The sequence below is a fragment of the Phenylobacterium sp. genome, assembly GCF_030693625.1.
Classification (GTDB): domain Bacteria; phylum Pseudomonadota; class Alphaproteobacteria; order Caulobacterales; family Caulobacteraceae; genus Phenylobacterium; species Phenylobacterium ferrooxidans.
Genome location: NZ_JAUYAF010000019.1, coordinates 75,529 through 101,311, shown reverse-complemented (window position 1 = coordinate 101,311; position 25,783 = coordinate 75,529). Strand labels below are relative to the sequence as shown.

Genomic DNA, 25,783 nt, shown 5'->3' with positions numbered 1-25,783 from the left:
TCCCGCGCGGCACCGAGCGCCTGCGCTTCACCCCGTCGCCCGCCCACACCGACGCCATGATGGACGACCTGGCCCAAGCCCTCGAAAGGCTCTGGGCCCACTGCAACATCAAGCGCGTCGGCGGATACGCCGCCTGACGGCAGAGCTCGCCGAGGCGGCGGTCAGGAAAAGCCGTCGTCAGCTTGCGATTTGAGGCGTGCAGGCGCATACGGGGAGCGCACTCACCGCTTCGGAGAAGCCTCAACTTCTATATTCATCTGAACGATCAGGCGGCCAGGCCGCCCAACTCAGGTCCGCCGCCGCACGCCCTTGCCGAGACCGATCTGCTTGGCGAAGTCCGAACGGCGCGCCGCATAGGCCGGCGCCACCATCGGATAGTCGGGCGCCAGGCCCCAGCGACGCCGATAGTCATCGGGGCTCATGTCGAACCGCGAACGCAGGTACCGCTTCAGCATCTTCAGCCGCTTGCCGTCTTCAAGACAGACGATGAAGTCGTGCTGGATCGACTTGTTGATCGGCACCGCCGGCTTGGGCCGTTCTTCCACGGCGATGGGCGCGGCCTGGCCAAGGCCCTGCAGAGCCTGGTGCACCGACCGGATCAATTCTGGCAGGTCGTTCTGAGACACAGAGTTACGGCTGACGAAGGCCGAGACGATGCCGGTGGCGAGGGACAAAACCTCTTCGACGTCCGTGCCGTCAGCTTCCCTATCGATACTCATCAAGCGCCCCCTGGGTACATGGCATTGCAAAAGCCCGACCACCCCTTCGCCCAGGGTCATCGGACTTGGCGTCAACGCCTCCGACCCGACATGGTTCCCAACGTTTGGCCCCGGGCCCGCAAGGCGGTAAAGAGCCGCCCAGGCCCGTCCTCCCCAGATTCCCGAAAGGCCCTCTCATGACCGCCCAAGCCGCTAATTTCATCGACGCCTTCTTCACCGCGCCCGCTTCAGAGAGCGACCCGGCGGTTTCCAGCGTGCTCACGCGGGAGCTGAAGCGCCAGCAGGATCAGATCGAACTGATCGCTTCGGAGAACATCGTCAGCCGCGCCGTGCTGGAGGCCCAGGGCTCGGTCCTGACCAACAAGTACGCCGAGGGCTATCCGGGGAAACGCTATTATGGCGGCTGCGAGGTGGTGGACGAGGTCGAGGAGATCGCCATCGAGCGCGCCAAGCAGCTGTTTGGCTGTGAGTACGTCAATGTGCAGCCCCACTCCGGCAGCCAGGCGAACCAGGCGGTCTTCATGGCAACCATGAGCCCGGGCGACACCTTCATGGGCATGGACCTGGCGGCCGGCGGCCACCTGACTCACGGCAAGAGCGTCAACCAGTCGGGCAAGTGGTTCCGGCCCGTGGCCTACGGCGTGCGCCAGCAGGACCACATGATCGACTATGATCAGGCCGCTGAAGTGGCCCTGGCCGAAAAGCCCAAGGTGATCATCGCCGGCGGCTCGGCCTATTCGCGGGCCATCGACTTCGCCAGGTTCCGCGAGATCGCCGACAGCGTCGAGGCCCTGCTGATGGTGGACATCGCCCACTATGCGGGCCTGGTGGCGGGCGGCGCCTACCCCAACCCGTTCCCGCACGCCCACATCGTGACTACGACGACGCACAAGACCCTGCGCGGTCCCCGCGGCGGCATGATCATGACCAACTCCAAGAAGTGGGCCAAGAAGATCGACAGCGCGGTCTTCCCCGGCCTGCAGGGCGGTCCGCTCATGCACGTCATCGCCGGCAAGGCCGTGGCCTTCGGCGAGGCCCTGCGTCCGGAGTTCAAGCAGTACGCCCGCCAGGTGATCGACAACGCTCGCGCCCTCGCCGACAGCCTGCAATCGGCGGGCTTCAAGATCGTGTCGGGGGGCACCGATAGCCACCTGATGCTGGTGGACCTGACGCCCAAGAACGTCTCCGGCGCCGACGCCGAGATCGCCCTGGAGCGGGCCGGGATCACCACCAACAAGAACGGCATCCCCTTCGACCCGCTTCCTCCCATGCAGACCTCGGGCCTGCGCGTCGGCACGCCGGCCGGCACGACTCGCGGCTTCGGCCCGGCGGAATTCCGTCAGGTCGGGACCTGGATCGGTGAAGTTCTGGACGGCGTCGCGGCCGGCGGCGACAATTCCGCCGTGGAAGCCAAGGTGAAGGCCGAGGTCCTGACCTTGACGAAACGCTTCCCGATCTACAGCTAATCCCTCTAATAGGGGTTCGATTGGCCGGAAGGGCTAGATCATGCGCTGCCCGTTCTGCGGTCATCTTGAGAGCCAGGTGAAGGACAGCCGTCCGTCGGAAGACGGCGCGGCCATCCGCAGGCGGCGGCTGTGTCCCGAGTGCGGCGGCCGCTTCACCACCTTTGAGCGGGTGCAACTGCGCGAACTGACCATCCTGAAGCGGTCGGGTCGGCGTACGCCATTTGAACGCGACAAACTTGCGCGCTCGATTGCGATCGCCACCCGCAAGCGGCCCATCGAACCGGACCGCATCGAAAAGATGATCTCCACCATCGTGCGCCAGCTTGAGAGCATGGGCGAGACCGAGCTGCCGTCGTCGGCCGTGGGCGAGATGGTGATGAAGCAGCTCAAGGTGCTCGATGACGTGGCCTATGTCCGCTACGCCTCGGTCTATCGCGACTTCCGTGAGGCCGGCGAGTTCGCCACCTTCCTCGGGGAAGAAGGCCTGAGCGAAGGTCCAGAGGATGAGCGTTAGCCTCAAGCTCGCCACCTCCCTCGACGGTCGCATCGCCACCGGAACCGGGGAGAGCCGCTGGATCACCGGGAGTGGGGCGCGCCAACAGGTCCACCGCCTGCGCGCCGAGCATGACGCGGTCGTCGTCGGCGTCGAGACCGCCCTGGCCGATGACCCCGAGCTCACCGTGCGGCTGGCCGATTTCAACGGTCCGCAGCCGGCCCGGGTGGTGCTGGACAGCCGCCAACGCCTGGCGGACGGCTGCAAGCTGATCACCACGGCCCGCGATATCCCCACCTATCTGATTTCCACCACACCCCCGGAAGCTCGCCTGATCGACGCCGGCGTCCGGGTGCTGCAGGTCCATGCGGTTGGCGACGAGCGGCCCGAACTGCACGATGTCGTCCGGGCCCTGGCCGCCGAGGGTCTGGATCGTCTGTTCGTCGAAGGCGGTGGACAGGTGGCGGCCAGCTTCCTGCGCTGCGGCCTGGTGGACCGGCTGGAGTGGTTCCGGGCGCCCATCATCATCGGCGGGGAGGGGCGGCCGGGGATCGGCGCCCTGGCCATCCAGGCGCTTTCCGACGCGCCCAGGCTTAAGCGGGTTGATCTTCAGCTGCTGGGTCCCGATGTGTGGGAACGCTACGAGAGGATCTGAATGTTCACCGGCATCGTCACCGATGTGGGCCGCGTCCGCGCCGTCCGCGACACCAACCGCGACCGCAGGTTCGAGATCGAGACGAAGTTTGATCTCTCGACCGTCGATATCGGCGCCTCGATCAGCCATGCCGGCTGCTGCCTGACCGTGGTGGAGAAGTCCGACGGCTGGTTCGCCGTGGAGGTTTCCGGCGAGACCCTGGCCCTCACCACCCTCTCGGACTGGGAGGAGGGCCGTCCGGTCAACCTGGAGCGCGCCGCCCGGGTGGGCGACGAACTGGGCGGCCACATCGTCTCGGGCCATGTCGACGGCGTCGGCGAGGTGATCTCCATCGAGAGCGAGGGCGGATCGCACCGTGTGCAGGTCCGGGTTCCCCGGCCCCTGCATCGTTTCATCGCCCCCAAGGGCTCCATCACCATCGAGGGCGTTTCTCTGACCGTGAACGAGGTCGAGGACGACGTGTTCGGGGTGAACCTGATCCCCCACACGTGGGACGTGACCACGCTGGGGACCCTGAACGTCGGCTCCCGCGTCAATCTCGAGATCGACATGCTGGCCCGGTATCTCGCCCGCTGGCGCGAAACAGCCTAAAGGGGGCGGCCAAGTAGGTGGCCGTCCGGAAAGAACCCATGCTCGAAGACAAAATCCGCATCCTCGTCGTCGAGGCGCGCTTCTATTCCGACCTGGCCGACGCCTTGCTGCAGGGGGCGGCGGACGCCATCACCTCGCAGGGCGCGGAGTATGACGTGGTGACGGTGCCCGGCGCCCTGGAGATTCCCGGCGCCATCGCGCTTGCCGAGGAAGGCGGCGCCACCGGCGTGCGCTATGATGGCTATGTGGCGCTGGGCACGGTGATCCGCGGCGAGACTTATCATTTCGAGATCGTCTCCAACGAGTCGGCCCGCGGCATCATGGACCTGACGGTCGGCAAGCGCCTGGCCATCGGCAACGGCATACTCACGGTCGAGGACGAGGACCAGGCCTGGGCCCGCGCCAAGGCCAGCGAGGGCGACAAGGGCGGCGGCGCGGCCCGCGCGGCCCTGACCATGATCTCTCTGAAGAGCCAGCTGATGGGCGTCCGATGAGCAAGCCCAAGCAGGCCCGCTCGGTCGCGCGCCTCGCCGCCGTCCAGGCCCTGTACCAGATGGAAGTCTCCGGCGTCGGCGTCGAGGCGGTGATCCGGGAATTCACCGACCACCGCTTTGATCGCGGCATCGAGGGTGACGGGGAGGGTGACCCCCTGGCCGCCGCCGACGAGCTGTTCTTCGCCGAACTGGTGCGCGGCGTAGTGCAGAGCCAGCGTGAGATCGACGCCGCCGTGGTCAAGCGCTTGGCCACCGGCTGGAAGCTGGACCGGCTGGACGCCACCGTGCGCGCCATTCTCCGCTCGGGCGCCTATGAGTTGTCCCACCGCGACGACGTGCCGGTCGAGGTGGTGATCGACGAGTATGTCGAGTTGGCCAAGTCTTTCTTCGAAGGACCGGAGCCCGGGTTCGTCAACGGCGCCCTGGACAAGGTGGCCCAGGATGTCCGCGCCGGATGAATTCGAACAGATCGCCCGGCTGTTCCGGCCGCTGACCCGCGGCGCGGCTGAGGCCCTCGATCTGCTGGACGACGCTGCGGCGATTCCCTCGCGGCCGGGCTTCGACCTGGTGGTGACCAAGGACGCCCTGGTGGCCGGCGTGCATTTCCGGCCCGATGACCCGCCTGACATCGTGGCGCGCAAACTTCTCCGCTCTAATCTTTCCGACCTGGCGGCCAAGGGCGCCGAACCCTACGGCTATTTCCTGATGACCGCCTGGCCGGCCGGGTTCGGCTGGGACCAGCGCCAGGCGTTCGCCCGCGGACTGGACGAGGATGGCCTGGCCTATGACGTCATCCTGCTGGGCGGCGACACGGTCTCCACACCTGGACCGCTGGTGGTCTCCATGACCCTGCTGGGCTGGGTTCCGAGCGGGACCATGATCCGTCGGGGCGGCGCCAAGGCCGGCGACCTGCTGATGGTGAGCGGACCGATCGGCGACGGCTGGCTGGACTGGGGCCCAGGATGGGGTGAACTGGATCGCCGCTGGCTGGCGGAGGCGCACCGCCTGCCCAATCCGCGCCTGGACCTGCGAGGGTCACTCCGCGCACACGCCAGCGCCGCCGCCGATGTCTCCGACGGGCTGGTGGCCGACGCCGGCCACATCGCCCAGGCCAGCGGCCTGGGCCTGAGGCTCGACCTGGAACGAATGCCCCTCTCCAAGCCCGCCCGCGCCTGGCTGGCCACGCAGGACGATCAAGCCACCGCCCTGCTGCGGCTGGCCACGGGGGGCGATGACTATGAGATCGTTTGCACCGCGCCGGCCGAGCATCCGGCGCTGAGCAGCCTGACCGTCATCGGAGAGATGGTGGAGGGCGAGGGGATAGAGGTCCGGGTGGGCGATGAGGTGATCGACCCCGGCGTGGGCGGCTGGACCCACGCCTGACCTGGCGCATATCGGCCGCCTGACCATGTCTCCACCTCAGCTGTCACGCCCTGCAAGCTTCCGGAAACCATATCCTGTCAGGGTGGCGAGATGGATCGTCGCGCCCTCATCGCCCTTGCGCCTCTCGCGCTCATCGCCGCCCCGGCGCGAGCTTCGGCGCCGAAAAAGCCCGCGGCGGCGGCGACGGACGGCCAGTACGTGGACCTGGCGCCAGTGGCGCTGCCCATCATCGTGCGCGGCCTGCTGGTCAACTACGTCTTCGCTTCCGTGCGCATCCAGCTCTCCGCCATGGCCAACACCAGCAAGCTGCGAACCAAGGAGCCATATTTCCGCGACGCGCTGGTGCGGGCCGCGCACCGCTCGCCGTTCTTCACCCTGGCCACCGACTACACCAAGATCGACGAGGCCAAGCTGAAGGCCGTCCTGCTGCGCGAAGCCATCGCCATCGGCGGGGCCAAGGAGGTGAAGGGCGTCGCCGTCCTCTCCCAATCGCCCAAGAAGCGCACCGGCCTGCCTACTCTGAGGTGACTTCGGCGCGGGGAATGCGGCCCTAGGGACCGAATGGCCAACAGGCGTTGCTTACGGGCGCCAGTTTTGGCACCTTCACGCTCTCAAATAAAAGGGGCGTCGCCAAAGGCGCTCCACTGGGGAAACACCATGGGGCCGGGAACATACCGACGCGCGCGCCTAAGGCTGGCGTCGTCCCCCCTCCGCACAATTGCAAAAGGGGCTTTCAGATAATGAGTTTTACGCTTGAGCTGGTGATCGCCGCCGGCGTTCTGGCGGTGCTTTACGGCATCGTCCAGACGGCCGCGCTGCTCCGGGAGTCGCCCGGGAACGCGAAGATGCAGGAGATCGCAGCCGCCATTCAGGAGGGCGCGCAGGCCTATCTGAAGCGCCAGTACACCGCCATCGCGATCGTGGGCGTCGTCGTCCTGATCGCCCTGTACTTCCTGATCGGCGGCTATTCGGCGGCCGGGTTCCTGATCGGCGCGGTGCTTTCGGGCGCCGCCGGCTTCGCCGGCATGCTGATCTCGGTTCGCGCCAACGTCCGCACGGCCCAGGCCGCCTCGGAGAGCCTGGCCAAGGGCCTGAAGCTCGCCTTCACCTCAGGCGCCATCACCGGCCTGCTGGTCGCGGGCTTCGCCCTGATCGGCGTCGCCGGATACTATGGCTACCTGACCCAGGTCCAGGGCCTGGCCCCGGCCGATCGCCACGTGATCGACGGTCTGGTCTCGCTGGGCTTCGGCGCCTCTCTGATTTCCATCTTCGCCCGCCTGGGCGGCGGGATCTTCACCAAGGGCGCCGACGTCGGCGGCGACATGGTGGGCAAGGTTGAAGCCGGCATTCCGGAAGATGACCCCCGCAACGCCGCCACCATCGCTGACAACGTGGGCGACAATGTCGGCGACTGCGCCGGTATGGCCGCCGACCTGTTCGAAACCTATGCGGTGACCACGGTCGCCACCATGGTCCTGGCCGCCATCTTCTTCGGCGGCTCGGCCCTGCTCCCGAGCATCATGCTGCTGCCGCTGGCCATCTGCGGCGTCTGCATCATCACCTCGATCATCGGCACCTTCGCCGTCCGCCTGGGCAAGTCTGGCTCGATCATGGGCGCCCTCTACCAGGGCCTCATCGTCACCGGCGTGCTCTCGGCCATCGCGCTCTGGTTCCTGATCCCCGCCCTGGTCACCGAACCCTTGACCGTCAACGCCGGCACCCCGCTGGAGAAGACCTTCGACTCGATGTCGCTGTTCTACTGCTCCATGGCGGGCCTGGTGATCACCGCGCTCATCGTGATGATCACCGAGTACTACACTGGCACCAACTTCCGCCCCGTGAAGTCAGTGGCTCAGGCTTCGGTCTCCGGCCACGGGACCAACGTCATCCAGGGTCTGGCCATGAGCCTGGAGGCCACCGCGGCCCCCGCCCTGGTGATCATCGTGGGAATCATCGTCACCTATAATCTGGCGGGCCTGTTCGGAATCGCCATCGCCACGACCGCCATGCTGTCCCTGGCGGGCTTCGTTGTCGCCCTGGACGCCTTTGGCCCGGTCACCGACAACGCCGGCGGCATCGCCGAAATGGCCGGTCTGCCTCCGGAGGTGCGCGTCACCACCGACGCCCTCGACGCCGTCGGCAACACCACCAAGGCGGTCACCAAGGGCTATGCGATCGGCTCGGCCGGTCTCGGCGCCCTGGTGCTGTTCGCGGCCTATACGGAAGACCTGAAGTACTTCGCGGCCAATGCGACGCCGGGCTCGTTCTTCGACGGACTGGGGGCGGTGGCCTTCGATCTGTCCAACCCCTACGTCGTGGTCGGCCTGCTGTTCGGGGGCCTGCTGCCCTTCCTGTTCGGCGGCATGTCGATGACCGCCGTGGGCCGCGCCGCCCAGTCGGTCGTGGTCGAGGTCCGTCGTCAGTTCCGCGAGAACCCGGGGATCATGACCGGTGAGGTGAAGCCGGAATACGGCCGCGCCGTCGACATCCTCACCAAGGCGGCGATTCGCGAGATGATCGTGCCGTCGCTGCTGCCGGTGGCCTCGCCAATCGTGCTGTTCTTCGTGATCAATGCGATCGCCGGCAAGGTCGACGCCTTCGCCTGCGTCGGCGCGATGCTGATGGGCGTGATCGTCACCGGCCTGTTCGTCGCCATCTCGATGACCTCGGGCGGCGGCGCGTGGGACAACGCCAAGAAGGTGATCGAAGAAGGCTTCACCGACTCTGACGGCGTCCTGCACGGCAAGGGTTCGGAGGCTCACAAGGCCGCCGTGACCGGCGACACCGTCGGCGACCCCTACAAGGACACCTCGGGTCCCGCGGTGAACCCGATGATCAAGATCACCAACATCGTGGCCTTGCTGCTGCTGGCTGTCCTGGCGCAGCAATAATCGACTGACACGCACATGAAGACGCCCCGGAGAGCGATCTCCGGGGCGTTTTTAATTTGGTGAAGGGTGTAGGTTTAGCGGCGGTCGCCAGGGCGGCTGCCGGGGACGCCCTCGTCGTCGTTGGGCAGCATGGTGCCGCGTCCGACGGTGCCGATCAGCTGCTCGAAGATGGTCAGCTCGCGGCCCCGGGTGGGGGTTTCGCGGTCGTTGAAGGCGATGACCTTGCCGTCCTTCAGGCTGTACTGGCTGACGCTCTCCACCACTTCGCTATCCTTGTTGAAGGCGATGGCGGTCACGTCCCGCCGCGTGGTCTTGGGCATGCGGAACGCCACGGTCTCCTTGACCTGGTCGATATAGAACCAGACGTTCGGGTCGAAGGTGGAGGTCGCCGAGGGTGAGCCCAGCCGGCCGCGGACGACGGACTTGGTGTCAGTCCCCACCTTCACGTCCTTGGGATTGGCGTCGATGGCCTGGAACCCCGAATAGGTGGTGATCGGCGCACAGGCGGCCGTGGCCATGAGACCGGCGGCGATTGCGGCGAAGGCGACACTGCGAAACATGTGCGGATCAGACCCGTTCAATTTTCCTGGGCTTTGACCTATCGCTCGCGGCCCCTTACTGCAATGCCGCCCTTAAAGGCCCCTTCGGGCGAAATCGAGGCCAAGATGCTTCTGGACCGTCTGTTCCGCCCCAAGCCCGCCCAAACCGCCGGGCGCGCGCTGTACGCCCGCGTGGTCGATCAGTCGCGGACGCCGGCGCTTTACGAGGTCTATGCCGCCCCCGACACCGTCGAGGGACGCTTCGAGATCTACAGCCTGCATGTCTTTCTGGTGCTGGACCGCCTGAAACGGCAGGGTGCGCAGGCCAGCGACACGGCCCAGGCCCTGTTCGACACCTATGTCTCCTCGCTCGACGACGCCTTGCGCGAGATGGGGGTGGGCGACCTCTCGGTGGGCAAGAAGATGCGCAAGCTCGGCGAAGCCTTCTACGGGCGGGTGAAGTCGTATGAGGCGGCCTTCGAATCGCTGCCCGACACGGCGGCCCTGGAGGCACTGCTGGTCCGCACCGTCTATGCCGAGGCCGAATCTCCCGCCGCTCCGAAGCTGGCCGCCTATGTGCTGGCCCAGCGCGCGCGCCTCGCCGATCAGCCCCTGGACGCGATGTTGGCCGGGAACGTCGACTGGAACCCCGCATGAAACGCGCCTGGAGCCAGACGATTCGCCTTCAGGAACTATCCAAGGGCCCGGTGAAGGTCCGCCTGGAGCCCGACGCCGAGACCCGCGCCCTGATCGCCAAGGAGATCGGCCTGGAGAGCCTGCCGGCCCTGACCGCTGACGTCACCGTCCATGCCTGGCTGGATGGCGCCGAGATTCTGGGCCAGCTTGATGCCGTGGTGGAGCAGATCTGCGGTGTCAGCCTGGACGCCTTCGAACAGCCGCTGACCGCCGACATCGAGTTCCGGGTGGTCCCGGCCGGCAGCCCGCATGCCCCGCCTGAGTCGGAAGCCGCCACGGTTGAACTGGAATTCGACCCCGACGAACCTGATCCGCCGGATGTGCTGGCCGATGAGGAGATCGACCTCTCAGCCTATCTGATCGAACAGCTGGCGCTGGAGATCGATCCCTTTCCCCGTAAGCCCGGGGCAGTGTTTGAATACGCCCCGGACACCACCGACCTGTCGCCCTTCGCCGCCCTGAAGAAGCTCAAGGGGGAGGGCGAATGAGCGCGCGGTCCTCACGCGGTTTGCATCGCCAGGCCTGGGCTGTATCGTCCGGGCGCGGTCGCAATAGGGGGCTGAACGCAATCTCTTGACCCGATCCCTGGTCATTTCAATCGATGCGATGGGCGGCGACCACGGACCTTCCGTGACCGTCCCCGCTCTCGCGCTCGCCGCCAAGGCCATGCCGGCCGGCACGAGGTTCCTGGCCCACGGCGACGAGGCGGCGCTGGCGTCAGAGCTCGTCCGTCACCCAGCGCTGAAGACCCTGGTCGAGGTCCGCCATACCGACAAGGTCATCGCCTCTGACGAGAAGCCCGCCACCGCCCTGCGGCGAGGCAAGGGCAGTTCGATGTGGAACGCCGTCGAGGCGGTGAAGACGGGTGAGGCGGTCGCCGCTGTCTCTTCCGGCAACACCGGCGGCCTGATGGCCATCTCCAAGCTGATCCTGCGGATGAGCGTGGATGTCGACCGGCCCTGCCTGGTGGCCAGCTGGCCCGGCGCCAAGGGCCTGACCACGGTGCTCGACGTGGGCGCCAATATTGACTGCGACGCCGAGCGCCTCGTGGAGTTCGCCATCATGGGCGAGGCCTTCCATCGCGCCTTCCACGGCGTCGCCAAGCCGACGGTCGGGCTGATCAACGTCGGATCCGAGGACGTGAAGGGCCACGAGGAGGTTCGCCAGGCGCATGCCATCCTGCGCTCCGGCAAGTTCGACCTCGACTATCGCGGCTTCATCGAGGGCGACGACCTGTCGAAGAACACCGTCGACGTCGCGGTCACCGACGGCTTCACCGGCAACATCATGCTGAAGGCCGCCGAGGGCACCGGGCGCTATGTGGAAGCCGAGCTCCGCGCCGCCCTCACCAGTTCGCTGATCACCACCGCTGGGGCCTTGCTGGCCCGGTCCGGCCTGCGCAGGTTCGGCCAGAAATTGAACCCGCCCCGTGCGGCGCCACTTCTTGGCCTCAACGGTGTGGTGGTGAAGTCGCACGGGGGCGCCAAGGCCCAGGACTTCGCCGACGCCATCCGCATGGCCGCCAGCCTTTCGCAAAGCGACTTCGCCAGCGAGGTCGAAAAGAATATGACGCGGCTCACCGCCGCTGTGGCCGAGTCGAGTGCTCCGGCCGCCGATGGAGCTGCAACCGTTGACTAAAGTCCTGCGTAGCGTCGTGACCGGGGTCGGGGGTTATCTGCCCGACGAGATCGTCACCAATGCCGACCTCTCCAAGACGGTCGACACAAGCGACGAGTGGATCATCGAACGCACGGGCATCCGCCAGCGCCATCGCGCAGCGCCGGACCAACCTGTGTCCGATCTGGCGGTGGAGGCCGCCAAGAAGGCTCTGGCCGCGGCGGGCAAGACCCCCGCCGACGTCGACCTGATCATCGTCGGCACCACCACGCCGGACCTGACCTTCCCCGCCGTGGCGACGATCGTGCAGCGCAAGCTGGGCTGCCCCATCGGCATCGCCTTCGATGTCCAGGCGGTCTGCTCGGGCTTCGTCTACGCCCTGTCCACCGCCGACGGGTTCGTGGCCCGCAACCGGTCCAAGTGCGCCCTGGTGATCGGGGCCGAGACCATGACCCGGCTGATGGACTGGACCGACCGTGGCACCTGCGTGCTGTTCGGCGACGGGGCCGGGGCCGTAGTGCTGGAGCCGGGCGAGGGGGATGGGACCACCGCCGACCGTGGCCTGCTGGGCTTTGCGCTCCGCGCCGACGGGACCAAGCAGGACCTGCTCTACGTGGACGGCGGGGTTTCCACCAACGGCCAGATCGGCCACCTGCGCATGCAGGGCAACCAGGTGTTCCGACACGCCGTGGTGAACATCTCCGAGGCTGTGGTGGCCGCCGCCGCGGACGCCGGCGTCAATGTGGCCGATGTCGACTGGTTCATTCCCCATCAGGCCAACCAGCGCATCCTGGAAGGCGTCGCCAGGCGCCTTGGCATCGACGAGAAGAAGGTCATCTCCACGGTGGCCAAGCACGCCAACACATCGGCGGCCTCGATCCCGCTGGCGCTCTACGAAGGCATTTCGGACGGACGCATCAAGCCCGGCCAGCTGCTGCTGCTGGAGGCCATGGGCGGCGGACTGACCTGGGGCGCCTGCGTCATACGCCTCTAGGCGAAAGCTTCGGGTCCGTGCCCGGTTACGCCTTGAAGTCTTTGACCTGATGCGACAATCAGGCCATGACGGTTATCCGACGTTCCCGCGATTGCGGCCCGTCGCAGTGGTTCAGTGGGGGCAGGGGCGAGGATGAAGGGCGCGACAGTAACGCGGGCCGACCTGTGCGAGGCGGTTCACGAGGAGGTGGGCCTGACCCGCCAGGATTGTTCCGAACTTGTCGAGCGTACGCTCGAACTGGCCGCCCAGGCTCTGGAGCGCGGCGAACAGGTCAAGCTTTCCGGCTTTGGCGTGTTCCAGGTGCGCGCCAAGCGGGCCCGCATGGGCCGCAACCCGAAGACCGGCGAACCCGCCGCGATCGAACCTCGGCGCGTGATTGGTTTCCGTGCTTCGCAGGTCATGAAGGCGCGAGTAGACCGCGCCCTCGGAAAGTAGCGAGAGGCCCCCCGTGGCCAAGGGCCCGGACGCCTTTCGCACCATTTCGGAAGCGGCCGACGAGCTGGGCGTGCCCCAGCACGTGCTCAGGTTCTGGGAGACAAAGTTTTCCTTCATCCGCCCCATGAAGCGGGCGGGCGGGCGCAGGTTCTACCGCCCGCAGGACATCTCGATGCTGCGCGGGGTCAAGACTCTGCTGCACGAGGATGGCTACACCATCAAGGGCGTCCAGCGCCTGCACAAGGAACAGGGCCTCAAGCGCCTGCTGTCGGCCGCCAACGGGGAGGGCGCGCCAGTCCCCGTATCCGAGCCTGCCGATAACAGAGCCGTGCTGGGGCTTTCCAGCGCCCGCCTGGGCGCTGACGACCGCGAACGCCTGGTCTTCGCCCTCGACGACCTGCAGGCCGCCAAGCGACGTCTGGACGCGCTCCTGAAGCGTTGAGCCGCAAGCTGCGCCGCGCTGGCGCAGATATCGACGCTGCCCGGAAATTCGAGCTTGCCCGTGGGCCGCAAGAGGTTAGAAGGGCCGCCTTGCCGATGTCGGAGCGTGGCGCAGCCTGGTAGCGCACTTGACTGGGGGTCAAGGGGTCGCAGGTTCGAATCCTGTCGCTCCGACCATCGGAAGGCCGAAGGGGCGCTCTCGCAAGAGGGCGCCCTTTTCGTTTGGGGCTACTTCCCCCGGTTCATCCAGGACAGCAGCGGCAGGATGGGCACGCCCCAGCCGATGCCGGCCACGGCGTAAAACAGCGTCTGGATGAAGACCTGATCGGGGAGGTGTTCGGCGATGGCCGTCACCGCCCAGATATAGGCGGCGAGGAAAATCAGGATGCCGATACCGCCAACAAACTTCCGGACGCGTGCGCTCATGGCGCCGGTATAGGGCTGAGCTGGAGCGCATTCCACTCCGATCCCACTTCGCTCGGATTGCGCTTAGCGCCGGCGGAAGATGGCGAAGGGCGCCAGGAACAGGATCGAACCGACGGTGGCGGCGATCAGGCTGCCCCAGATCCCCACGAGATGGATGTCCAGCCCCCCGGCGATGGCGTGGCCCAGGACGGCCCCGACCAGGCCCACGGCCATGTAGGTGAACAGGCTGTGGCGGCGGCCCAGCGCCAGGGCGGCGAACCATCCGGCCAGCATCCCGATCAGGATCTGAGCATAGAGGCCGACGCCGTCCATAAATCCGCCTCAACGCCCCCGTCTGGCTGTGTCCCGGACCATCCCCGGTTCACATGTCACCTGCAAGTGGCGTGCAAGCGTGGACGCCGCTTGGCTTCTCAGGTAGCCGGTCGCCCCGGAACGCACCGAAAGGTCTCAAGTCACCCCCATGACGTCCTTCCTTCGCTCGGACCGGTCGCGGCCGGTCGCCCTCTGGCTCTTCGCCGTCGCCCTGCTGGTCCTGGCCATGGTGGTGGTGGGGGGCGCCACGCGGCTCACTGACTCCGGCCTTTCCATCACCGAATGGAAACCGGTCACGGGCGCCCTGCCGCCGATGTCGGCCGGCGACTGGAACGAGGAGTTCGCCCGCTACCGCGAAATTCCGCAGTACCAGCAGCTGAACAAGGGCATGAGCCTGGAGGCCTTCAAAGCCATCTATTGGTGGGAGTGGGGCCACCGGCTCCTGGGCCGACTGGTGGGCGCGGCCTTCGCCATCCCCTTCGCCTATTTCCTGATCCGTCGCCAGCTTCCCAAGCGGCTCATCTGGCGCTGCGCGGTCCTGCTGGCGCTTGGCGGCCTGCAGGGCGCCATCGGGTGGTGGATGGTCTCAAGCGGCCTTTCGCAGTCTCAACTGGTGTCGGTCGCGCCCGAGCGGCTGACGGTTCATCTGGGCCTGGCCTTCGCGCTGTTGGCGGGCCTGATCTGGACGGCGCTCGACGCCTGGACAGGCGCCCCCCGGCAGACCGTCCCCAGCGCCTGGAACCGGCACGCCTTGGGGCTGGCCGGGCTCATCTTCTTGCAGATCCTGCTGGGCGCCCTGGTGGCCGGCACCGACGCGGGCTTCGTCTACAATGACTGGCCGCTGATGAACGGCGCCCTGTTCCCGACGGACTACGCGGGCGCCACCCTATGGGCGACCGTGGCCCACAGTCAGGCGGCGGTGCAGCTGCACCACCGGTTGCTGGCCTACCTGCTGGTGATCCTGGCCCGGGTGGCGGCGGTCGCCGCGCAGCGCTCGCGCTTCCTGCCGGCGGGCGCCAAGGTCCTGGCCCTGGCGCTGGGCGGCGCGGTCCTGGTCCAGGCCGCTTTGGGGATCGCCACCCTGATGGCCGGCACGCCGCTCTGGCTGGCCCTGCTGCACCAGGTCACCGCGGCCCTGCTGCTGGCCATCGCCACCGCCTTCGCCTGGCGGGTCCGCAGGCCCTAGCTCCGGAAACCGGGCCATGGCCCATCGGGCCTGCTTCCAGCCCAGCGCCATCACGGTCGCGAAGTGCGGTATTATTATACCCATCCCGCCAAACCCTTATGGCGTAAGGATTTGCGCCGCGCGGGTTCGCGAAGTTGTTGACAGACCGACCCAGCCGACGTATCAGCGCGCCTCTTTCGTCGGGATCTTCCGGTCCCACGCCAATTACGGACCCGTTCCCATGATGAAGACGACGGCTTCTCTGAAGCCCGCCGACGTCACGAAGAAGTGGATCGTGATCGATGCCGAGAACGCCGTCGTCGGCCGTCTCGCCTCGTTCATCGCCATGCGTCTTCGCGGCAAGCACCGCCCCGACTACACCCCGCACGTCGATTGCGGCGACTACGTCGTCGTGATCAACGCCCACAAGGTGAAGTTCACCGGCAAGAAGCTGACCGACAAGATTTACTACCGCCACACCGGTCACCCCGGCGGCATCAAGCAGCGCAGCGCCGGCCAGGTGCTGGACGGCAAGTTCCCGGAACGCGTCCTGGAAAAGGCCGTGGAGCGCATGCTGCCCAAGGAAAGCCCCCTGGCGCGCGCCCAACTGACCCATCTGCGGCTCTACAATTCGCCTGAGCATCCGCACGAAGCGCAGACCCCCGAGACCATCGCGTTCAAAGAGATGAACGCCAAGAACGTGCGGAGCGCCTAAGCATGTCCGAGTCCCAAGGCTTCGAGGCCCTGCAAAGCCTCTCCTCGCAACCGGCCGCCGAGCCGGCCGTGCAGAAGATCGACAAGTTCGGCCGCGCCTACGCCACCGGCAAGCGCAAGAACGCGATCGCCAAGGTCTGGATCAAGCCGGGCAAGGGCAAGATCACCATCAATGGCCGCGACCAGGAAATCTATTTCGCCCGTCCGGTGCTGCGCATGATGCTCGCCCAGCCCTTCCAGGTCACCGACCGTGAAGGCCAGTTCGACGTCGTCGTCTCGGTCGTGGGCTCGGGCCTCTCGGGCCAGGCCGGCGCGATCCGTCACGGCCTGTCCAAGGCCCTGACCTATTATGAGCCGGGCCTGCGCCCGGTGCTGAAGCCGCACGGCTTCCTCACCCGCGACAGCCGCGTGGTCGAGCGGAAGAAGTACGGCAAGGCGAAGGCGCGACGCAGCTTCCAGTTCTCGAAGCGCTAAACCCGCGCGCGTTCACTCGCGTTTTGCAAAGGGGCGCTTCGGGAAACCGGGGCGCCCCTTCTGCTATCTGGAATTGGTTTTGCTTGGATCTGCGACATGACCCACACGGTATTCATCGACGGCGAGGCGGGCACCACGGGCCTGCAGATCCGCGAGCGGCTTGAGGGCCGCAGCGATCTGCAGCTGATCTCCATCGATCCTGCCAAGCGCAAGGACCCGGCCGCCCGCGCCGAGCTGTTGAACGGCGCCGACGTGGTGATTCTGTGCCTGCCCGACGACGCGGCCAAGGAAGCGGTCGGGTTGATCCACAATCCCGCTGTCAAGATTGTCGACCCTTCGACGGCCCATCGGGTCGCGCCGGGCTGGGCCTATGGCTTCCCGGAGGCCATTATCGGCCAGCGGGAGGCCATCGCGGCCTCCAAGCGCGTGTCGAATCCCGGCTGCTACTCGACCGGCTCCATCGCCCTGATCCGGCCCCTCGTGGACGCCGGCCTGCTGCCGGCCGAGCAGCCGGTGACCATCAATGCGGTGTCCGGCTATTCCGGCGGCGGACGGCAGATGATCGCCGAGTTCGAGGACAAGAGCGCTGCCGACTACACCACGGTCGCCTACCGCATCTACGCGACGGGGCTTTCCCACAAGCACGTCCCCGAGATCGCTGAACGTGGCGGACTGACCCACAAACCGATCTTCACCCCGGCGGTGGGCCGCTACCATCAGGGCATGATCGTGGAGATCCCGCTGCACCTCTGGTCCTTGCCGAAGAAGCCGACCCTGGCGGCGATCCAGGCGGTGCTGGCCGAACGCTACCATGGCCAGCAGTTCGTCGAGGTCGCGAGCCTTGAGGAGGCCCAGGGAATAAAGACCCTGGATCCCGAGGGCCTGAACGGCGGCAACCGCATGAAGCTGTTCGTGTTCGGCAACGAGGCCGAGGGCCACGCGCGGCTGGTGGCCCTGCTGGACAACCTGGGCAAGGGCGCCTCGGGCGCCTGCGTGCAGAACATGAACCTGATGCTGGGCCTCGACGAGGCGGCGGGGCTCTAGGTCGGCAGGGTGAAACCTTCGCACGCGCCGCCACGTATGACCTGACATGACCCAGACCCTGGACCGCCGCCGCTTCCTCACCACCTCCGCCGTCGCCCTGGCGCTCGCGCCCGCCGGCTCCGCTCTGGCGGCGCCCGCGCCCGATCCCAAGTGGAAGAAGCTCACCGACGCCCAGTGGAAGGCCCGGCTGCCGGCCGACAGCTACCGGGTGCTGCGTCACGAGGGCACCGAGCGGCCGGGGACCAGCCCCTTGCTCAAGGAACACCGCAAGGGGACGTTCGTCTGCGCCGGGTGCAACTGGCCGCTGTTCAAGAGCACGGCGAAGTTCGAGAGCGGCACCGGATGGCCCTCATTCTTCACTTCCATCGGCGGCGCTCTGATCAAGAGGCCGGACTATTCCCTCGGCATGCTGCGCACCGAGTACAACTGCGCCCAATGCCTGGGCCACCAGGGCCACGTCTTCAACGACGGCCCACGCCCTACGGGCCTGCGCTATTGCAACAACGGCGTCGCGCTGAAGTTCTTGCCGGCCTAACCCGGGCGGTGCGCCAGCGAGCCTTGCGCATCCAGGGATCGCGGGCGTGCGCGACGGCGTTCGGCGAGCATTGACCTGCGGCGCAGGGGGGCAGTAGTGCAGCTTCCTTTGACCTGCAGGGTGCCGGAAGTTCGCCATAGTGACCCGTGGCGAGCAAACGCGGCGGCGTTGAACCAAGAGCCGCTTCGCAACGACCTCATGGGAACACGGAGAACAGCTTCATGCGCAAGACCCCGCTCATCCTGGCCGGCGCCATCGCCTTCGACCTCGGCCTGATGGTTGTGTCAGGGCAGGCCGCCGAGGCCCCCAAGGGGCCGGACGCTGCCGCTACCACGGTGCGCAAGGCTGGCGGCGGCACGCAGGAGTACCTGAAGATCAAGCTGACCGACGTGCTGATCAGCTCCTACCGCATCAACAGCGCCCGTACCGCCAGGGAGTGCGTCCTCAAGCTCGGCAAGGTGGTCAACGTGGCCGGCGGCCAGGAATGTCAGATCACGACCAAGGCCGCTCCGGCGAAATGATCCCGCTTCCTCGTTTCAAGAAGGCTCACTCATGCGCAAGACACCTTTGATCCTGGCGGGCGCGATCGCCTTCGATCTCGGCGTCATGGTGGTGTCTGGTCACGCGGCGGAGGTGGTCAAGGGGCCACAGCCGGCCGCGGCCGCCAAGACGTCGCAGGACTTCCACATTAAGATGGAGAAGGCCGGTGCGAACCTGAATTTCACCAAGTTCAAAGTCGAATACCCCAAGATCGACAACGTTGACACGCGGCGGGCCTGCACGGTCGGCGGCGGGCAGGTGGTGTTGAAGGACGGCGCGGCCCAATGCCAGACTCCGGTCAAGGCGGGCCCCGGCGGGCGATGACCTCTGACGGCGCCGTGCAGGAGCCAGTCCGGCTTTCGGCCGGCGGCCCCGCCCTGGGCGCGCTGAGCACCGGTCGCGTGACCCTGGTGCTGGGCGGCGAGGCGGTGGACTTCGAGCTCACCGTTCCGGCCGGCCCAGCCTCCATCGAGGACCTGCTGCCGATCTTTCACGGCCTCAGCGACCTGATGGGCGATCGCGCCATCGCGCGCGCGGCGGCGGCGGGCCAGACCCTGTCCTGCAAGGCTGGATGCGGCGCCTGCTGCAGCCAACTGGTGCCCGTCTCGGCTTCAGAGGCCTTGGCCCTGGCCCATCTGGTGGCCGCGATGCCGCAGCCACGCCAGGCCGAGGTGCGCGCCCGCTTCGACGCGGTGCTGCGCGCCCTGGCCGAGGCGGGGCTGCTGGACCGGCTGAGCGGCGATGGCGACCTGCGGGATCTGGGCATGGATTATTTTCGCCTGGGCCTGGCCTGCCCGTTTCTTGAAAACCAGTCCTGCTCCATTCACTCCGACCGCCCGACCTCCTGCCGCGAGTACCTGGTGACCTCGCCGGCGGCGGCCTGCGCCGCGCCCACGGCGACCACCATCGACCTCCTGCCCCTCGATGGCGATCCTTCCCGCGCCCTGCTCAAGGCCGAGGCCGCGATCGGCTGGTCGCCCCTGGTCCTGGCCCTCACCCTGGAGGATCAGGATAGGCCGTCGGGGCGCGAGCTGTCGGGACCGGAACTGCTGGGCGAACTGCTCCGCGGCCTCTGATGGACGTGGCGTCCGGCGCGCGCTCCGATAGTGTCGCGCCTTTGTAAGCCTGAGGCGTCCCGTGCCGCGCATATATTACCTGACCCACCCGCAGGTGGTCATCGACCCTGCCGTCCCCGTGCCCCACTGGCCGCTGACGGAGGTGGGCCGCCGCCGCGCGGGCATGTTCGCCGACACCCTGGCCGGCGGCAGCGTCACCGCCGTCTGGTCCAGCGACGAGCAGAAGGCCCTGGATGGCGGCGCCATCATCGCCGGTCGCCTCGGCGTTCCACACCGGATCGACCCGGACCTTGGTGAGAACGACCGCTCAGCCACCGGCTACATCGCCCCGCCTGAGTTCTGGGAGGTCGTCGCCGAGTTCTTCGGCAAGCCCGATGAGAGCGTGCGCGGTTGGGAAACCGCCCGCCATGCCCAGGACCGCATCGTCAACGCCATGCAGCGCCTGGCCCGCGACGAGCCGACCCGGGGCGATATCGTCGTGGTGGCCCACGGCGGGGTGGGCGAACTGCTGATGGCCCACTTGCAGGATGTCGCCATCGGCGCCGCCGAAAAACCCCAGCATGCCGGCGGGGGCTGCTGGATCGAGATCGACAAGGATGGGTTCAGCCTGCTCACCGGCTGGCGAAACGTTCCCGACTGACCAGCTACTTCCGCCCGCCTCGGGGCTTGGTGTTCCGGGTCATCAGGTCGGGCTTGGGAGGCGGTTTCCAGCCTTCGGGCGGCCGCACGGCCTGGGTGTCGGTGCCGAGGCCCATCTGGCCCGGCTGCTGGACCCTAATCGCCGAGCCGGGGGTCAGGGCCGCGATCTGGTCGCGCAGTTTCGCGGCCAGTTCGTATTCCTCGTGGTCCATCGCCTGGGCCATCTCACGCTGCAGCTCGGCGATGGTCTTGGCCACCTAGGACTTCACCTTCACATAGGAGCCGGGCGCGTCTTCAAGCGGCTTGAAGGGGCCCTTGGCGGGGTCGCGGGCCGGAACCTGTCCGCCTGACTTCGCCTTCAGCCACTCCGCCCAATGCGGCCACCAGGAACCGGGGGTTTCCTTGGCGGCGTCCATCCACTGTTCGACGGAGGCCGGCAGGTCGTTGTTGGTCCAGTGCTGGTACTTGTTGGCGACCGGGGCGTTGATCACGCCGGCGATGTGGCCCGAGCCCGCCAGGGTGAAGGTCACCGGTCCGCCGAACAGCTTGGCGCCGCGATAGACAGAGCGCGCCGGGGCGATGTGGTCCTCCTTGGACGATTGCACATAGACCGGGGTCTTCACCTTCGACAGGTCGAGCTTGATGTTGTCCATCACCAGCTCGCCTTTGGCCAAGGCGTTCTCGCCGTAGAACTTGCGCAGGTAAAACAGGTGCAGGGCCTTGGGCATGCGGGTCTGGTCGGAGTTCCAGAACAGCAGGTCGAAGGGCTTGGGCTCCTTGCCCATCAGGTAGTTGTTCACGAAGAATGACCAGATCAGGTCGTTGGCCCGCAGGGAGTTGAAGGTCTCGGCCATGGCCTGGCCCGACAGCACGCCGCCAGCGGCGTCCATCTGCTTCTCCAGGTCCCCCAGCCAGTCCTCGTTGGTGAACAGCAGCAGGTCGCCGGCCTCGGCGAAGTCCTGCTGGGCGGCGAAGAAGGTGGCCGAGGCGATCCGCTTGTCCCCCTTGGCGGCCATATGGGCCAGGGTGGAGGAGAGCAGGGTGCCGCCGATGCAGTAGCCGACCGTGTTCACCTGATCGACACCGGCCTGTTTCATGGCCGCCGCGGTGCCCTCATAGATGCCCTGCTGCATGTAGTCTTCGAAGGTCTTGGCGGCCAACTCCACGTCGGGATTGACCCAGGAGGCCACGAAGACGGTGATCCCCTGGTCGGTGAGCCACCGGATCATCGAGTTTTCGGGGCGCAGGTCCAGGATGTAGAACTTGTTGATCCAGGGCGGGAAGATCACCAGCGGGATGTCGAACACGGTCTCCGTGGTGGGGGTGAACTGCAGCAGCTGCAGCACCTCGTTCTGGAAGACCACCTTGCCCGGGGCGGTGGCGACGTTCTCGCCGATCTTGAACATGTCGTAGTCGGTCTGGCTGATGGCCAGGGTCCCGCCGCCGCGGGTGAGGTCGGCGGCGAAGTTCTCCATGCCCTGCAGCAGGCTCTGGCCTTGCGTCGACATGGCCTCGCGCAGGGCCGCCGGGTTGGAGACCAGGAAGTTGGAGGGGGAGAAGGCGTCGGTGAGCATCTTCATGAAGAATTCGACCCGCCGCTTGGCCATGGGATCAACGCCGTCGACCTCGGAGACCAGGGCGTTGAGCCAGTTGGATGTGACCAGATAGGACTGCTTGATCACGTCGAAGACCGGGTTGTCGCTCCATTCGGGGTCCATGAACCGCTTGTCGCCCTTGGCAGGCGCGACGGTAGGCTCGACGGTCTCGCCCGAAGCCCGGCGCGCCGCCGATTGCCAGAGCTCCAGATAGCGTTGGAACAGGTCGGCCTGAGCCCGGACCAGGCGGTCGGGCTGTGACGCCAGCCGGCCCATGACGTCGGTGAGGGCAGGCGCCACGTGGAAGGGGTCGGGCTGCAGGGCGGCGGGGCGCTCGGCCTGACGCAGGGCGGCTTCGGCGATGGCGCCCTGGGCGGTGAGAGCCGCGCGGGCCAGGTTCGCCGACAGCTTCTCCATCATGTCGCGCTGCTCGGGGCTGAGCTGGGCCTGCGGGAAGTCGATGGTGGCGCCGAAGGCCGCGGCGGCCGCAGGGCTGGGCTGGGCGCGGGGGGATTCGGCCCTGGGGGGCTCGACGCGCGGCGCTTCGGGGGCGGGCTTGGACGGCTTGGCCTTAGGTTCGGCGGCCTTGACGGCCTTGGTCTTGGCCTTGGCGGAGCCGGTCTTGGCCTTGTCCGACGCCTTGGCCTTCACGGCCTTGGTCTTGGTCGGCTGTTTGCTCATGACCGTCTTCTCCCAGGTTTGTCTTGCAGGCTTGGCGCTCGCGCTCTTTCGCCCGAAGCAATCATGGCATAAGACCAGCGCCAAGATGAACGCGTCGCCTAGACTTTTCGTGATGAGTCGCTTGGAACCTTTGCGGACGAGCCTGCTTGTCTGCGCCTGCGCCGCCGCGATGCTCGGCGGATGCGCGATCTCCAACCCCTTCGTGACCGCGTCTGTGGATCCCGCCTCGCCGATCGCCGCCGAGGTGGCCGCAAAGGCGCGGGCGAGCCGCAACTATCCGACCTTCGCCGACATTCCTTCGGTTCCCAGCGACGTGCGCCCCCTGCCGGCTTTTGGCCGCGCGGCGGACGAGCTCGAGGTGGCAGGTGTCGAGCTGGTCCGCGAGACCGCGCCCGGCACCTGGACCCTGACCGGCACCGAGGCCTTCGCCGGCCGTGCGCGCGATATGGCAGGCCCCGAAACGACCGGCCCCGAATCCACCACCGCGGCCACCGAAGCCTTCGCCAAGGCCCAGCGGGCGCGAGCTACACCGCCTCCGCCGCCCAGATAGGCCCGCGGAGGCTGACGACCTTGAACCTGCCTGGCGGAGCCCCGCAACGGGACCCGCCTCGCGCGACCTCAGCTCCCTACCGCCGCGAGGCCCGCGGCCCGAGCTCAAAATGACCCCTGAATTCCACCGTATCCGACGCCTTCCGCCCTACGTCTTCGAGGAAGTGAACCGCATCAAGGCCCGCCTGCGCGGCCAGGGCGTGGACATCATCGACTTCGGCATGGGCAATCCCGACATGCCGACGCCCAAGCACATCGTCGACAAGCTGATCGAGACTGCTCGAGACCCCAAGGCGGGGCGCTATTCCGCCTCCAAGGGCATTGTCGGCCTGCGCCGCGCCATGGCCGGCTACTACAAGAAGCGCTTCGGCGTGACCCTAAACCCTGACACCGAGGTGATCGCCACCCTGGGGTCGAAGGAAGGCTTCGCCAACCTGGCCCAGGCGCTCACCGCCCCGGGCGACGTGATTCTCTGCCCCAACCCGGCCTACCCGATCCACGCCTACGGCTTCATCATGGCCGGTGGCGTGATCCGCCACGTGCCGGCCCCGTCGCCGGAGGAGTACCTGTCGGGCGTCAGCGCCGCCATGCGCCACTCCAGCCCGGCCCCCAGCGTGCTCATCCTGTCCTATCCGTCCAATCCGACGGCCCAGTGGGTGGACCTGGACTTCTACAAGGAGGCCGTGGCGCTGGCGAAGAAGCACGACCTGCTGGTGCTTTCCGACATCGCCTATTCCGAGATCTACTTCGACGACAACCCGCCGCCCTCCATCCTGCAGGTGGACGGGGCCAAGGACATCGCCGTCGAGGTCAACTCGCTGTCCAAGACCTACGCCATGGCCGGCTGGCGCGTGGGCATGGTGGTGGGCAATGAGCGGATGTGCGCGGCTCTGGCCCGCGTGAAGTCCTATCTGGACTACGGGGCCTATACCCCGATCCAGGTTGCGGCGGCCGCGGCGCTGAACGGGCCGCAGGACTGCGTCGACGAGATCCGGGCCATATACAAGAGCCGTCGTGATACGCTGGTAACCTCCATGAAGCGCGCCGGCTGGGACATCCCCGCGCCGCCCGCCTCGATGTTCGCCTGGGCGCCGCTGCCCGAGCAGTACAAGGACGCCGGCTCCATGCTGTTCGCCAAGCTGCTGATCGAGGAGGCCGGCATCGCCGTCGCTCCCGGCGTGGCCTTCGGCGAGTACGGGGAGGGTTATGTCCGCATCGGCCTGGTGGAGAACGAACACCGCATCCGGCAGGCCGCGCGCAACGTGAAGAAGTTCCTGGCCAATTCCGAAGAGATCCTCGGCCGGGCCCACAACACCCTGGCGGCCCAATGACCAAAGACGTCTGGCGCATCGGCGTCGCTGGCCTGGGCACCGTCGGGGCCGGCCTGCTGAACTTCCTCTCCGACCGGCCGGGGTTCGCCCCGGCCGGCGGGCAAGCGGTGATCACCGGGGTCTCGGCGCGCTCGCGCTCGCGGCCCCGGCCTTTCGACATCTCGAACCTGCCGTGGTTCGACGACCCGGTGGCCCTGGCCGCCTCGCCGGACAATGACCTGTTCGTGGAACTGATCGGCGGCTCGGACGGTCCGGCGAAGGCCGCGGTGGAGGCCGCGCTCAACGCCGGCAAGCCCGTGGTCACCGCCAACAAGGCCCTGATCGCCGAGCACGGCGCGGAACTGGCCCTGCTGGCCGAGTCCAAGGGCGTGCCCCTGCTGTTCGAGGCCGCCGTCATGGGCGGCACGCCGGCGGTGAAGATGCTGCGCGAGGCCATGGTCGGCGACGACATCAAGTCGGTGGCCGGCATCCTCAACGGCACCTGCAACTACATCCTGACCGAGATGGACTCCGGCGGCCGCGCCTTCGCCGAGGTCCTGGCCGAGGCCCAGCGCCTGGGCTACGCCGAGTCCGATCCCACCATGGACGTCGGCGGCTTCGACGCGGCCCACAAGATCTCCATCCTCGCGGCCCTGGCCTTCGGCTGTGCGCCCACCTATGCGGCGGCCGAGATCGAGGGCATCGACGGCATCGAACTGCTGGACATCAAGCTGGCCCGCGACCTGGGCTACCGGGTCAAGCTGGTGGCCTCGGCTGACCGATCGTCGGACGGCGTCCTGGTCCGCGTGCATCCGTCCCTGGCACCGATCAATCACCCCCTGGCCCAGGCCGGCGGGGCGATGAACGCGCTCTTCATCGAGGGGACCCGGATCGGCACAATCTATATCCAGGGCCCTGGCGCGGGCGCAGGTCCCACCGCCGCCGCCGTGGCCGCCGACATCGCCGACGTGATGACCGGCGCCGTGCGTCCGGTCTTCCAGCGGCCGGCCGGGGAGTTGAAGCCCTTCACGCCCGTGAATCCCTCCAAGAGCATGGGGCGGGCCTATCTGCGCTTCCTGGTGAAGGATGAGCCTGGGGTCATCGCCGCGGTGTCCGAGACCCTGGCCGAGGCCGGCGTCTCCATCGAGAGCTTCCTGCAAAAGCCGGTGGAGAACGCCGACGGTGTTCCCATCGTGCTGACCACCCACGCGGTGGCGGAGTCGGTGCTCACGGCGGCCATCGACCGCATCGCCAATCTGCCTTCAGTGCTGGAGAGACCGCGCCTCTTGCGCATCGCGCGCATCTGAGA

The 25,783-nt window shown here is 67.4% G+C and carries 32 protein-coding genes, 1 tRNA gene and 2 pseudogenes; 29 read left to right on the top strand and 6 right to left on the bottom strand.

The genetic code is table 11. The features are described 5' to 3' along the window. Positions 1-137, top strand: a pseudogene (locus tag Q8N10_RS03765) (5-aminolevulinate synthase); the annotation flags it as partial. A gap of 150 nt (positions 138-287) precedes the next feature. Here Q8N10_RS03765 and Q8N10_RS03760 read toward each other — a convergent pair. After that, on the bottom strand, positions 288-719 hold the full coding sequence (locus Q8N10_RS03760; RefSeq protein WP_304778200.1) for a MucR family transcriptional regulator: 432 nt from the start codon (positions 717-719) through the stop codon (positions 288-290). Positions 720-895: 176 nt separating this feature from the next. Here Q8N10_RS03760 and glyA point away from each other — a divergent pair, with 176 nt between their 5' ends. The 9 genes from glyA to Q8N10_RS03715 all read left to right on the top strand — a co-directional run bounded on the left by glyA (position 896) and on the right by Q8N10_RS03715 (position 8,692). After that, on the top strand, positions 896-2,185 hold the full coding sequence (gene glyA, locus Q8N10_RS03755; protein ID WP_304778198.1) for a serine hydroxymethyltransferase: 1,290 nt from the start codon (positions 896-898) through the stop codon (positions 2,183-2,185). A 40-nt stretch (positions 2,186-2,225) separates the two neighbouring features. Continuing rightward, complete coding sequence (gene nrdR, locus Q8N10_RS03750) at positions 2,226-2,699, top strand: transcriptional regulator NrdR (RefSeq protein WP_304778195.1); 474 nt, start codon at positions 2,226-2,228, stop codon at positions 2,697-2,699. Continuing rightward, entirely contained in the window at positions 2,689-3,333 is a 645-nt protein-coding gene (locus Q8N10_RS03745) for a RibD family protein (protein WP_304778193.1), read from the top strand. The genes nrdR and Q8N10_RS03745 overlap by 11 nt, the downstream gene beginning before the upstream one ends. After that, positions 3,334-3,924: a riboflavin synthase gene (locus Q8N10_RS03740; RefSeq protein ID WP_304778191.1), complete on the top strand. Its 591-nt coding sequence runs from the start codon at positions 3,334-3,336 to the stop codon at positions 3,922-3,924. A 38-nt stretch (positions 3,925-3,962) separates the two neighbouring features. Then, positions 3,963-4,418 carry a 6,7-dimethyl-8-ribityllumazine synthase gene (ribH, locus tag Q8N10_RS03735; protein WP_304778189.1) on the top strand — a complete coding sequence of 152 codons (456 nt, stop codon included), beginning with the start codon at positions 3,963-3,965 and terminating at the stop codon, positions 4,416-4,418. Next, positions 4,415-4,876, top strand: coding sequence for a transcription antitermination factor NusB (gene nusB / locus Q8N10_RS03730; RefSeq protein WP_304778186.1), 462 nt, complete (start codon positions 4,415-4,417; stop codon positions 4,874-4,876). The genes ribH and nusB overlap by 4 nt, the downstream gene beginning before the upstream one ends. Beyond that, positions 4,782-5,801 (top strand): thiamine-phosphate kinase, encoded by a 1,020-nt coding sequence (gene thiL / locus Q8N10_RS03725; protein ID WP_370690198.1) that lies wholly within the window; start codon positions 4,782-4,784, stop codon positions 5,799-5,801. Before nusB ends, thiL begins: the two co-directional genes overlap by 95 nt. Before the next feature lie 90 nt (positions 5,802-5,891). After that, complete coding sequence (locus Q8N10_RS03720) at positions 5,892-6,329, top strand: hypothetical protein (protein ID WP_304778180.1); 438 nt, start codon at positions 5,892-5,894, stop codon at positions 6,327-6,329. A gap of 212 nt (positions 6,330-6,541) precedes the next feature. Continuing rightward, the gene (locus Q8N10_RS03715) at positions 6,542-8,692 is read left to right on the top strand and encodes a sodium-translocating pyrophosphatase (protein WP_304778177.1); all 2,151 of its coding nucleotides are present in this window, start codon (positions 6,542-6,544) and stop codon (positions 8,690-8,692) included. A gap of 74 nt (positions 8,693-8,766) precedes the next feature. On the opposite strand, the gene Q8N10_RS03710 is transcribed toward Q8N10_RS03715, so the two are convergent. Beyond that, positions 8,767-9,252, bottom strand: a complete 486-nt coding sequence (locus Q8N10_RS03710) for an outer membrane protein assembly factor BamE (RefSeq protein ID WP_304778174.1) — start codon at positions 9,250-9,252, stop codon at positions 8,767-8,769. A 105-nt stretch (positions 9,253-9,357) separates the two neighbouring features. On the opposite strand from Q8N10_RS03710, the gene Q8N10_RS03705 reads away from it, so the two are divergent. The 7 genes from Q8N10_RS03705 (at position 9,358) to Q8N10_RS03675 (ending at position 13,591) form a co-directional block, all read left to right on the top strand. Continuing rightward, the gene (locus tag Q8N10_RS03705; RefSeq protein ID WP_304778172.1) at positions 9,358-9,888 is read left to right on the top strand and encodes a ubiquinol-cytochrome C chaperone family protein; all 531 of its coding nucleotides are present in this window, start codon (positions 9,358-9,360) and stop codon (positions 9,886-9,888) included. Next, positions 9,885-10,415 (top strand): DUF177 domain-containing protein, encoded by a 531-nt coding sequence (locus Q8N10_RS03700; RefSeq protein ID WP_304778169.1) that lies wholly within the window; start codon positions 9,885-9,887, stop codon positions 10,413-10,415. Before Q8N10_RS03705 ends, Q8N10_RS03700 begins: the two co-directional genes overlap by 4 nt. A gap of 85 nt (positions 10,416-10,500) precedes the next feature. Next, entirely contained in the window at positions 10,501-11,565 is a 1,065-nt protein-coding gene (gene plsX / locus Q8N10_RS03695; protein WP_304778160.1) for a phosphate acyltransferase PlsX, read from the top strand. Further along, positions 11,558-12,538, top strand: coding sequence for a beta-ketoacyl-ACP synthase III (locus Q8N10_RS03690; protein ID WP_304778157.1), 981 nt, complete (start codon positions 11,558-11,560; stop codon positions 12,536-12,538). The genes plsX and Q8N10_RS03690 overlap by 8 nt, the downstream gene beginning before the upstream one ends. A gap of 132 nt (positions 12,539-12,670) precedes the next feature. Next, positions 12,671-12,973 carry an integration host factor subunit alpha gene (locus tag Q8N10_RS03685; protein ID WP_293497622.1) on the top strand — a complete coding sequence of 101 codons (303 nt, stop codon included), beginning with the start codon at positions 12,671-12,673 and terminating at the stop codon, positions 12,971-12,973. 13 nt (positions 12,974-12,986) lie between these two features. Further along, complete coding sequence (locus Q8N10_RS03680) at positions 12,987-13,415, top strand: MerR family transcriptional regulator (RefSeq protein WP_304778151.1); 429 nt, start codon at positions 12,987-12,989, stop codon at positions 13,413-13,415. A gap of 99 nt (positions 13,416-13,514) precedes the next feature. Next, a tRNA-Pro gene (locus Q8N10_RS03675) sits at positions 13,515-13,591 on the top strand. 51 nt (positions 13,592-13,642) lie between these two features. Here the strand turns inward: Q8N10_RS03675 and Q8N10_RS03670 are convergent. Continuing rightward, entirely contained in the window at positions 13,643-13,840 is a 198-nt protein-coding gene (locus Q8N10_RS03670) for a DUF2842 domain-containing protein (RefSeq protein ID WP_304778149.1), read from the bottom strand. Positions 13,841-13,903: 63 nt separating this feature from the next. After that, positions 13,904-14,152, bottom strand: coding sequence for a GlsB/YeaQ/YmgE family stress response membrane protein (locus Q8N10_RS03665; RefSeq protein ID WP_304778146.1), 249 nt, complete (start codon positions 14,150-14,152; stop codon positions 13,904-13,906). A gap of 148 nt (positions 14,153-14,300) precedes the next feature. Here Q8N10_RS03665 and Q8N10_RS03660 point away from each other — a divergent pair, with 148 nt between their 5' ends. From Q8N10_RS03660 to Q8N10_RS03620, 9 genes are all read left to right on the top strand, one after another. Further along, on the top strand, positions 14,301-15,338 hold the full coding sequence (locus Q8N10_RS03660) for a COX15/CtaA family protein (protein WP_305663866.1): 1,038 nt from the start codon (positions 14,301-14,303) through the stop codon (positions 15,336-15,338). A gap of 220 nt (positions 15,339-15,558) precedes the next feature. Then, entirely contained in the window at positions 15,559-16,032 is a 474-nt protein-coding gene (gene rplM, locus Q8N10_RS03655; RefSeq protein WP_304778140.1) for a 50S ribosomal protein L13, read from the top strand. A gap of 2 nt (positions 16,033-16,034) precedes the next feature. Further along, positions 16,035-16,505, top strand: a complete 471-nt coding sequence (rpsI, locus tag Q8N10_RS03650) for a 30S ribosomal protein S9 (protein ID WP_304778137.1) — start codon at positions 16,035-16,037, stop codon at positions 16,503-16,505. Positions 16,506-16,601: 96 nt separating this feature from the next. Continuing rightward, positions 16,602-17,549, top strand: a complete 948-nt coding sequence (gene argC / locus Q8N10_RS03645; RefSeq protein ID WP_304778134.1) for an N-acetyl-gamma-glutamyl-phosphate reductase — start codon at positions 16,602-16,604, stop codon at positions 17,547-17,549. Between the two features lie 46 nt (positions 17,550-17,595). After that, positions 17,596-18,084, top strand: coding sequence for a peptide-methionine (R)-S-oxide reductase MsrB (msrB, locus tag Q8N10_RS03640; protein ID WP_304778131.1), 489 nt, complete (start codon positions 17,596-17,598; stop codon positions 18,082-18,084). A gap of 221 nt (positions 18,085-18,305) precedes the next feature. Further along, positions 18,306-18,605, top strand: a complete 300-nt coding sequence (locus Q8N10_RS03635) for a type VI secretion system tube protein Hcp (RefSeq protein ID WP_304778129.1) — start codon at positions 18,306-18,308, stop codon at positions 18,603-18,605. Positions 18,606-18,636: 31 nt separating this feature from the next. After that, positions 18,637-18,948 (top strand): hypothetical protein, encoded by a 312-nt coding sequence (locus Q8N10_RS03630; protein ID WP_304778126.1) that lies wholly within the window; start codon positions 18,637-18,639, stop codon positions 18,946-18,948. A gap of 14 nt (positions 18,949-18,962) precedes the next feature. Next, positions 18,963-19,700 (top strand): YkgJ family cysteine cluster protein, encoded by a 738-nt coding sequence (locus Q8N10_RS03625; protein ID WP_305663865.1) that lies wholly within the window; start codon positions 18,963-18,965, stop codon positions 19,698-19,700. 61 nt (positions 19,701-19,761) lie between these two features. Then, positions 19,762-20,340: a histidine phosphatase family protein gene (locus Q8N10_RS03620; RefSeq protein ID WP_304778120.1), complete on the top strand. Its 579-nt coding sequence runs from the start codon at positions 19,762-19,764 to the stop codon at positions 20,338-20,340. Between the two features lie 4 nt (positions 20,341-20,344). Here the strand turns inward: Q8N10_RS03620 and Q8N10_RS03615 are convergent, their stop codons facing one another. Both Q8N10_RS03615 and phaC read right to left on the bottom strand, forming a co-directional pair. Then, positions 20,345-20,596 (bottom strand): UvrB/UvrC motif-containing protein, encoded by a 252-nt coding sequence (locus Q8N10_RS03615; RefSeq protein ID WP_304778117.1) that lies wholly within the window; start codon positions 20,594-20,596, stop codon positions 20,345-20,347. Then, a pseudogene (gene phaC, locus Q8N10_RS03610) lies at positions 20,597-22,585 on the bottom strand (class I poly(R)-hydroxyalkanoic acid synthase). A gap of 28 nt (positions 22,586-22,613) precedes the next feature. Between phaC and Q8N10_RS03605 the strand changes: the two are divergent. The 3 genes from Q8N10_RS03605 to Q8N10_RS03595 all read left to right on the top strand — a co-directional run bounded on the left by Q8N10_RS03605 (position 22,614) and on the right by Q8N10_RS03595 (position 25,781). Then, positions 22,614-23,165 (top strand): hypothetical protein, encoded by a 552-nt coding sequence (locus Q8N10_RS03605; protein WP_304778114.1) that lies wholly within the window; start codon positions 22,614-22,616, stop codon positions 23,163-23,165. Between the two features lie 109 nt (positions 23,166-23,274). Then, positions 23,275-24,495 carry an LL-diaminopimelate aminotransferase gene (locus Q8N10_RS03600; protein ID WP_304778112.1) on the top strand — a complete coding sequence of 407 codons (1,221 nt, stop codon included), beginning with the start codon at positions 23,275-23,277 and terminating at the stop codon, positions 24,493-24,495. Continuing rightward, positions 24,492-25,781, top strand: a complete 1,290-nt coding sequence (locus tag Q8N10_RS03595) for a homoserine dehydrogenase (RefSeq protein ID WP_304778109.1) — start codon at positions 24,492-24,494, stop codon at positions 25,779-25,781. The genes Q8N10_RS03600 and Q8N10_RS03595 overlap by 4 nt, the downstream gene beginning before the upstream one ends. Positions 25,782-25,783: the final 2 nt, after the last annotated feature.

Excerpts from the sequence above, each read along its gene's own strand:
- Q8N10_RS03760 (WP_304778200.1), bottom strand. The coding sequence starts at position 719 with ATGAGTATCGATAGGGAAGCTGACGGCACGGACGTCGAAGAGGTTTTG.
- glyA (WP_304778198.1), top strand. The coding sequence starts at position 896 with ATGACCGCCCAAGCCGCTAATTTCATCGACGCCTTCTTCACCGCGCCC.
- nrdR (WP_304778195.1), top strand. The coding sequence starts at position 2,226 with ATGCGCTGCCCGTTCTGCGGTCATCTTGAGAGCCAGGTGAAGGACAGC.
- Q8N10_RS03745 (WP_304778193.1), top strand. The coding sequence starts at position 2,689 with ATGAGCGTTAGCCTCAAGCTCGCCACCTCCCTCGACGGTCGCATCGCC.
- Q8N10_RS03740 (WP_304778191.1), top strand. The coding sequence starts at position 3,334 with ATGTTCACCGGCATCGTCACCGATGTGGGCCGCGTCCGCGCCGTCCGC.
- ribH (WP_304778189.1), top strand. The coding sequence starts at position 3,963 with ATGCTCGAAGACAAAATCCGCATCCTCGTCGTCGAGGCGCGCTTCTAT.
- nusB (WP_304778186.1), top strand. The coding sequence starts at position 4,415 with ATGAGCAAGCCCAAGCAGGCCCGCTCGGTCGCGCGCCTCGCCGCCGTC.
- thiL (WP_370690198.1), top strand. The coding sequence starts at position 4,782 with ATGTCGAGTTGGCCAAGTCTTTCTTCGAAGGACCGGAGCCCGGGTTCG.
- Q8N10_RS03720 (WP_304778180.1), top strand. The coding sequence starts at position 5,892 with ATGGATCGTCGCGCCCTCATCGCCCTTGCGCCTCTCGCGCTCATCGCC.
- Q8N10_RS03715 (WP_304778177.1), top strand. The coding sequence starts at position 6,542 with ATGAGTTTTACGCTTGAGCTGGTGATCGCCGCCGGCGTTCTGGCGGTG.
- Q8N10_RS03710 (WP_304778174.1), bottom strand. The coding sequence starts at position 9,252 with ATGTTTCGCAGTGTCGCCTTCGCCGCAATCGCCGCCGGTCTCATGGCC.
- Q8N10_RS03705 (WP_304778172.1), top strand. The coding sequence starts at position 9,358 with ATGCTTCTGGACCGTCTGTTCCGCCCCAAGCCCGCCCAAACCGCCGGG.
- Q8N10_RS03700 (WP_304778169.1), top strand. The coding sequence starts at position 9,885 with ATGAAACGCGCCTGGAGCCAGACGATTCGCCTTCAGGAACTATCCAAG.
- Q8N10_RS03685 (WP_293497622.1), top strand. The coding sequence starts at position 12,671 with ATGAAGGGCGCGACAGTAACGCGGGCCGACCTGTGCGAGGCGGTTCAC.
- Q8N10_RS03670 (WP_304778149.1), bottom strand. The coding sequence starts at position 13,840 with ATGAGCGCACGCGTCCGGAAGTTTGTTGGCGGTATCGGCATCCTGATT.
- Q8N10_RS03665 (WP_304778146.1), bottom strand. The coding sequence starts at position 14,152 with ATGGACGGCGTCGGCCTCTATGCTCAGATCCTGATCGGGATGCTGGCC.
- Q8N10_RS03660 (WP_305663866.1), top strand. The coding sequence starts at position 14,301 with ATGACGTCCTTCCTTCGCTCGGACCGGTCGCGGCCGGTCGCCCTCTGG.
- rplM (WP_304778140.1), top strand. The coding sequence starts at position 15,559 with ATGATGAAGACGACGGCTTCTCTGAAGCCCGCCGACGTCACGAAGAAG.
- rpsI (WP_304778137.1), top strand. The coding sequence starts at position 16,035 with ATGTCCGAGTCCCAAGGCTTCGAGGCCCTGCAAAGCCTCTCCTCGCAA.
- argC (WP_304778134.1), top strand. The coding sequence starts at position 16,602 with ATGACCCACACGGTATTCATCGACGGCGAGGCGGGCACCACGGGCCTG.
- msrB (WP_304778131.1), top strand. The coding sequence starts at position 17,596 with ATGACCCAGACCCTGGACCGCCGCCGCTTCCTCACCACCTCCGCCGTC.
- Q8N10_RS03635 (WP_304778129.1), top strand. The coding sequence starts at position 18,306 with ATGCGCAAGACCCCGCTCATCCTGGCCGGCGCCATCGCCTTCGACCTC.
- Q8N10_RS03630 (WP_304778126.1), top strand. The coding sequence starts at position 18,637 with ATGCGCAAGACACCTTTGATCCTGGCGGGCGCGATCGCCTTCGATCTC.
- Q8N10_RS03605 (WP_304778114.1), top strand. The coding sequence starts at position 22,614 with ATGACCGTCTTCTCCCAGGTTTGTCTTGCAGGCTTGGCGCTCGCGCTC.
- Q8N10_RS03600 (WP_304778112.1), top strand. The coding sequence starts at position 23,275 with ATGACCCCTGAATTCCACCGTATCCGACGCCTTCCGCCCTACGTCTTC.
- Q8N10_RS03595 (WP_304778109.1), top strand. The coding sequence starts at position 24,492 with ATGACCAAAGACGTCTGGCGCATCGGCGTCGCTGGCCTGGGCACCGTC.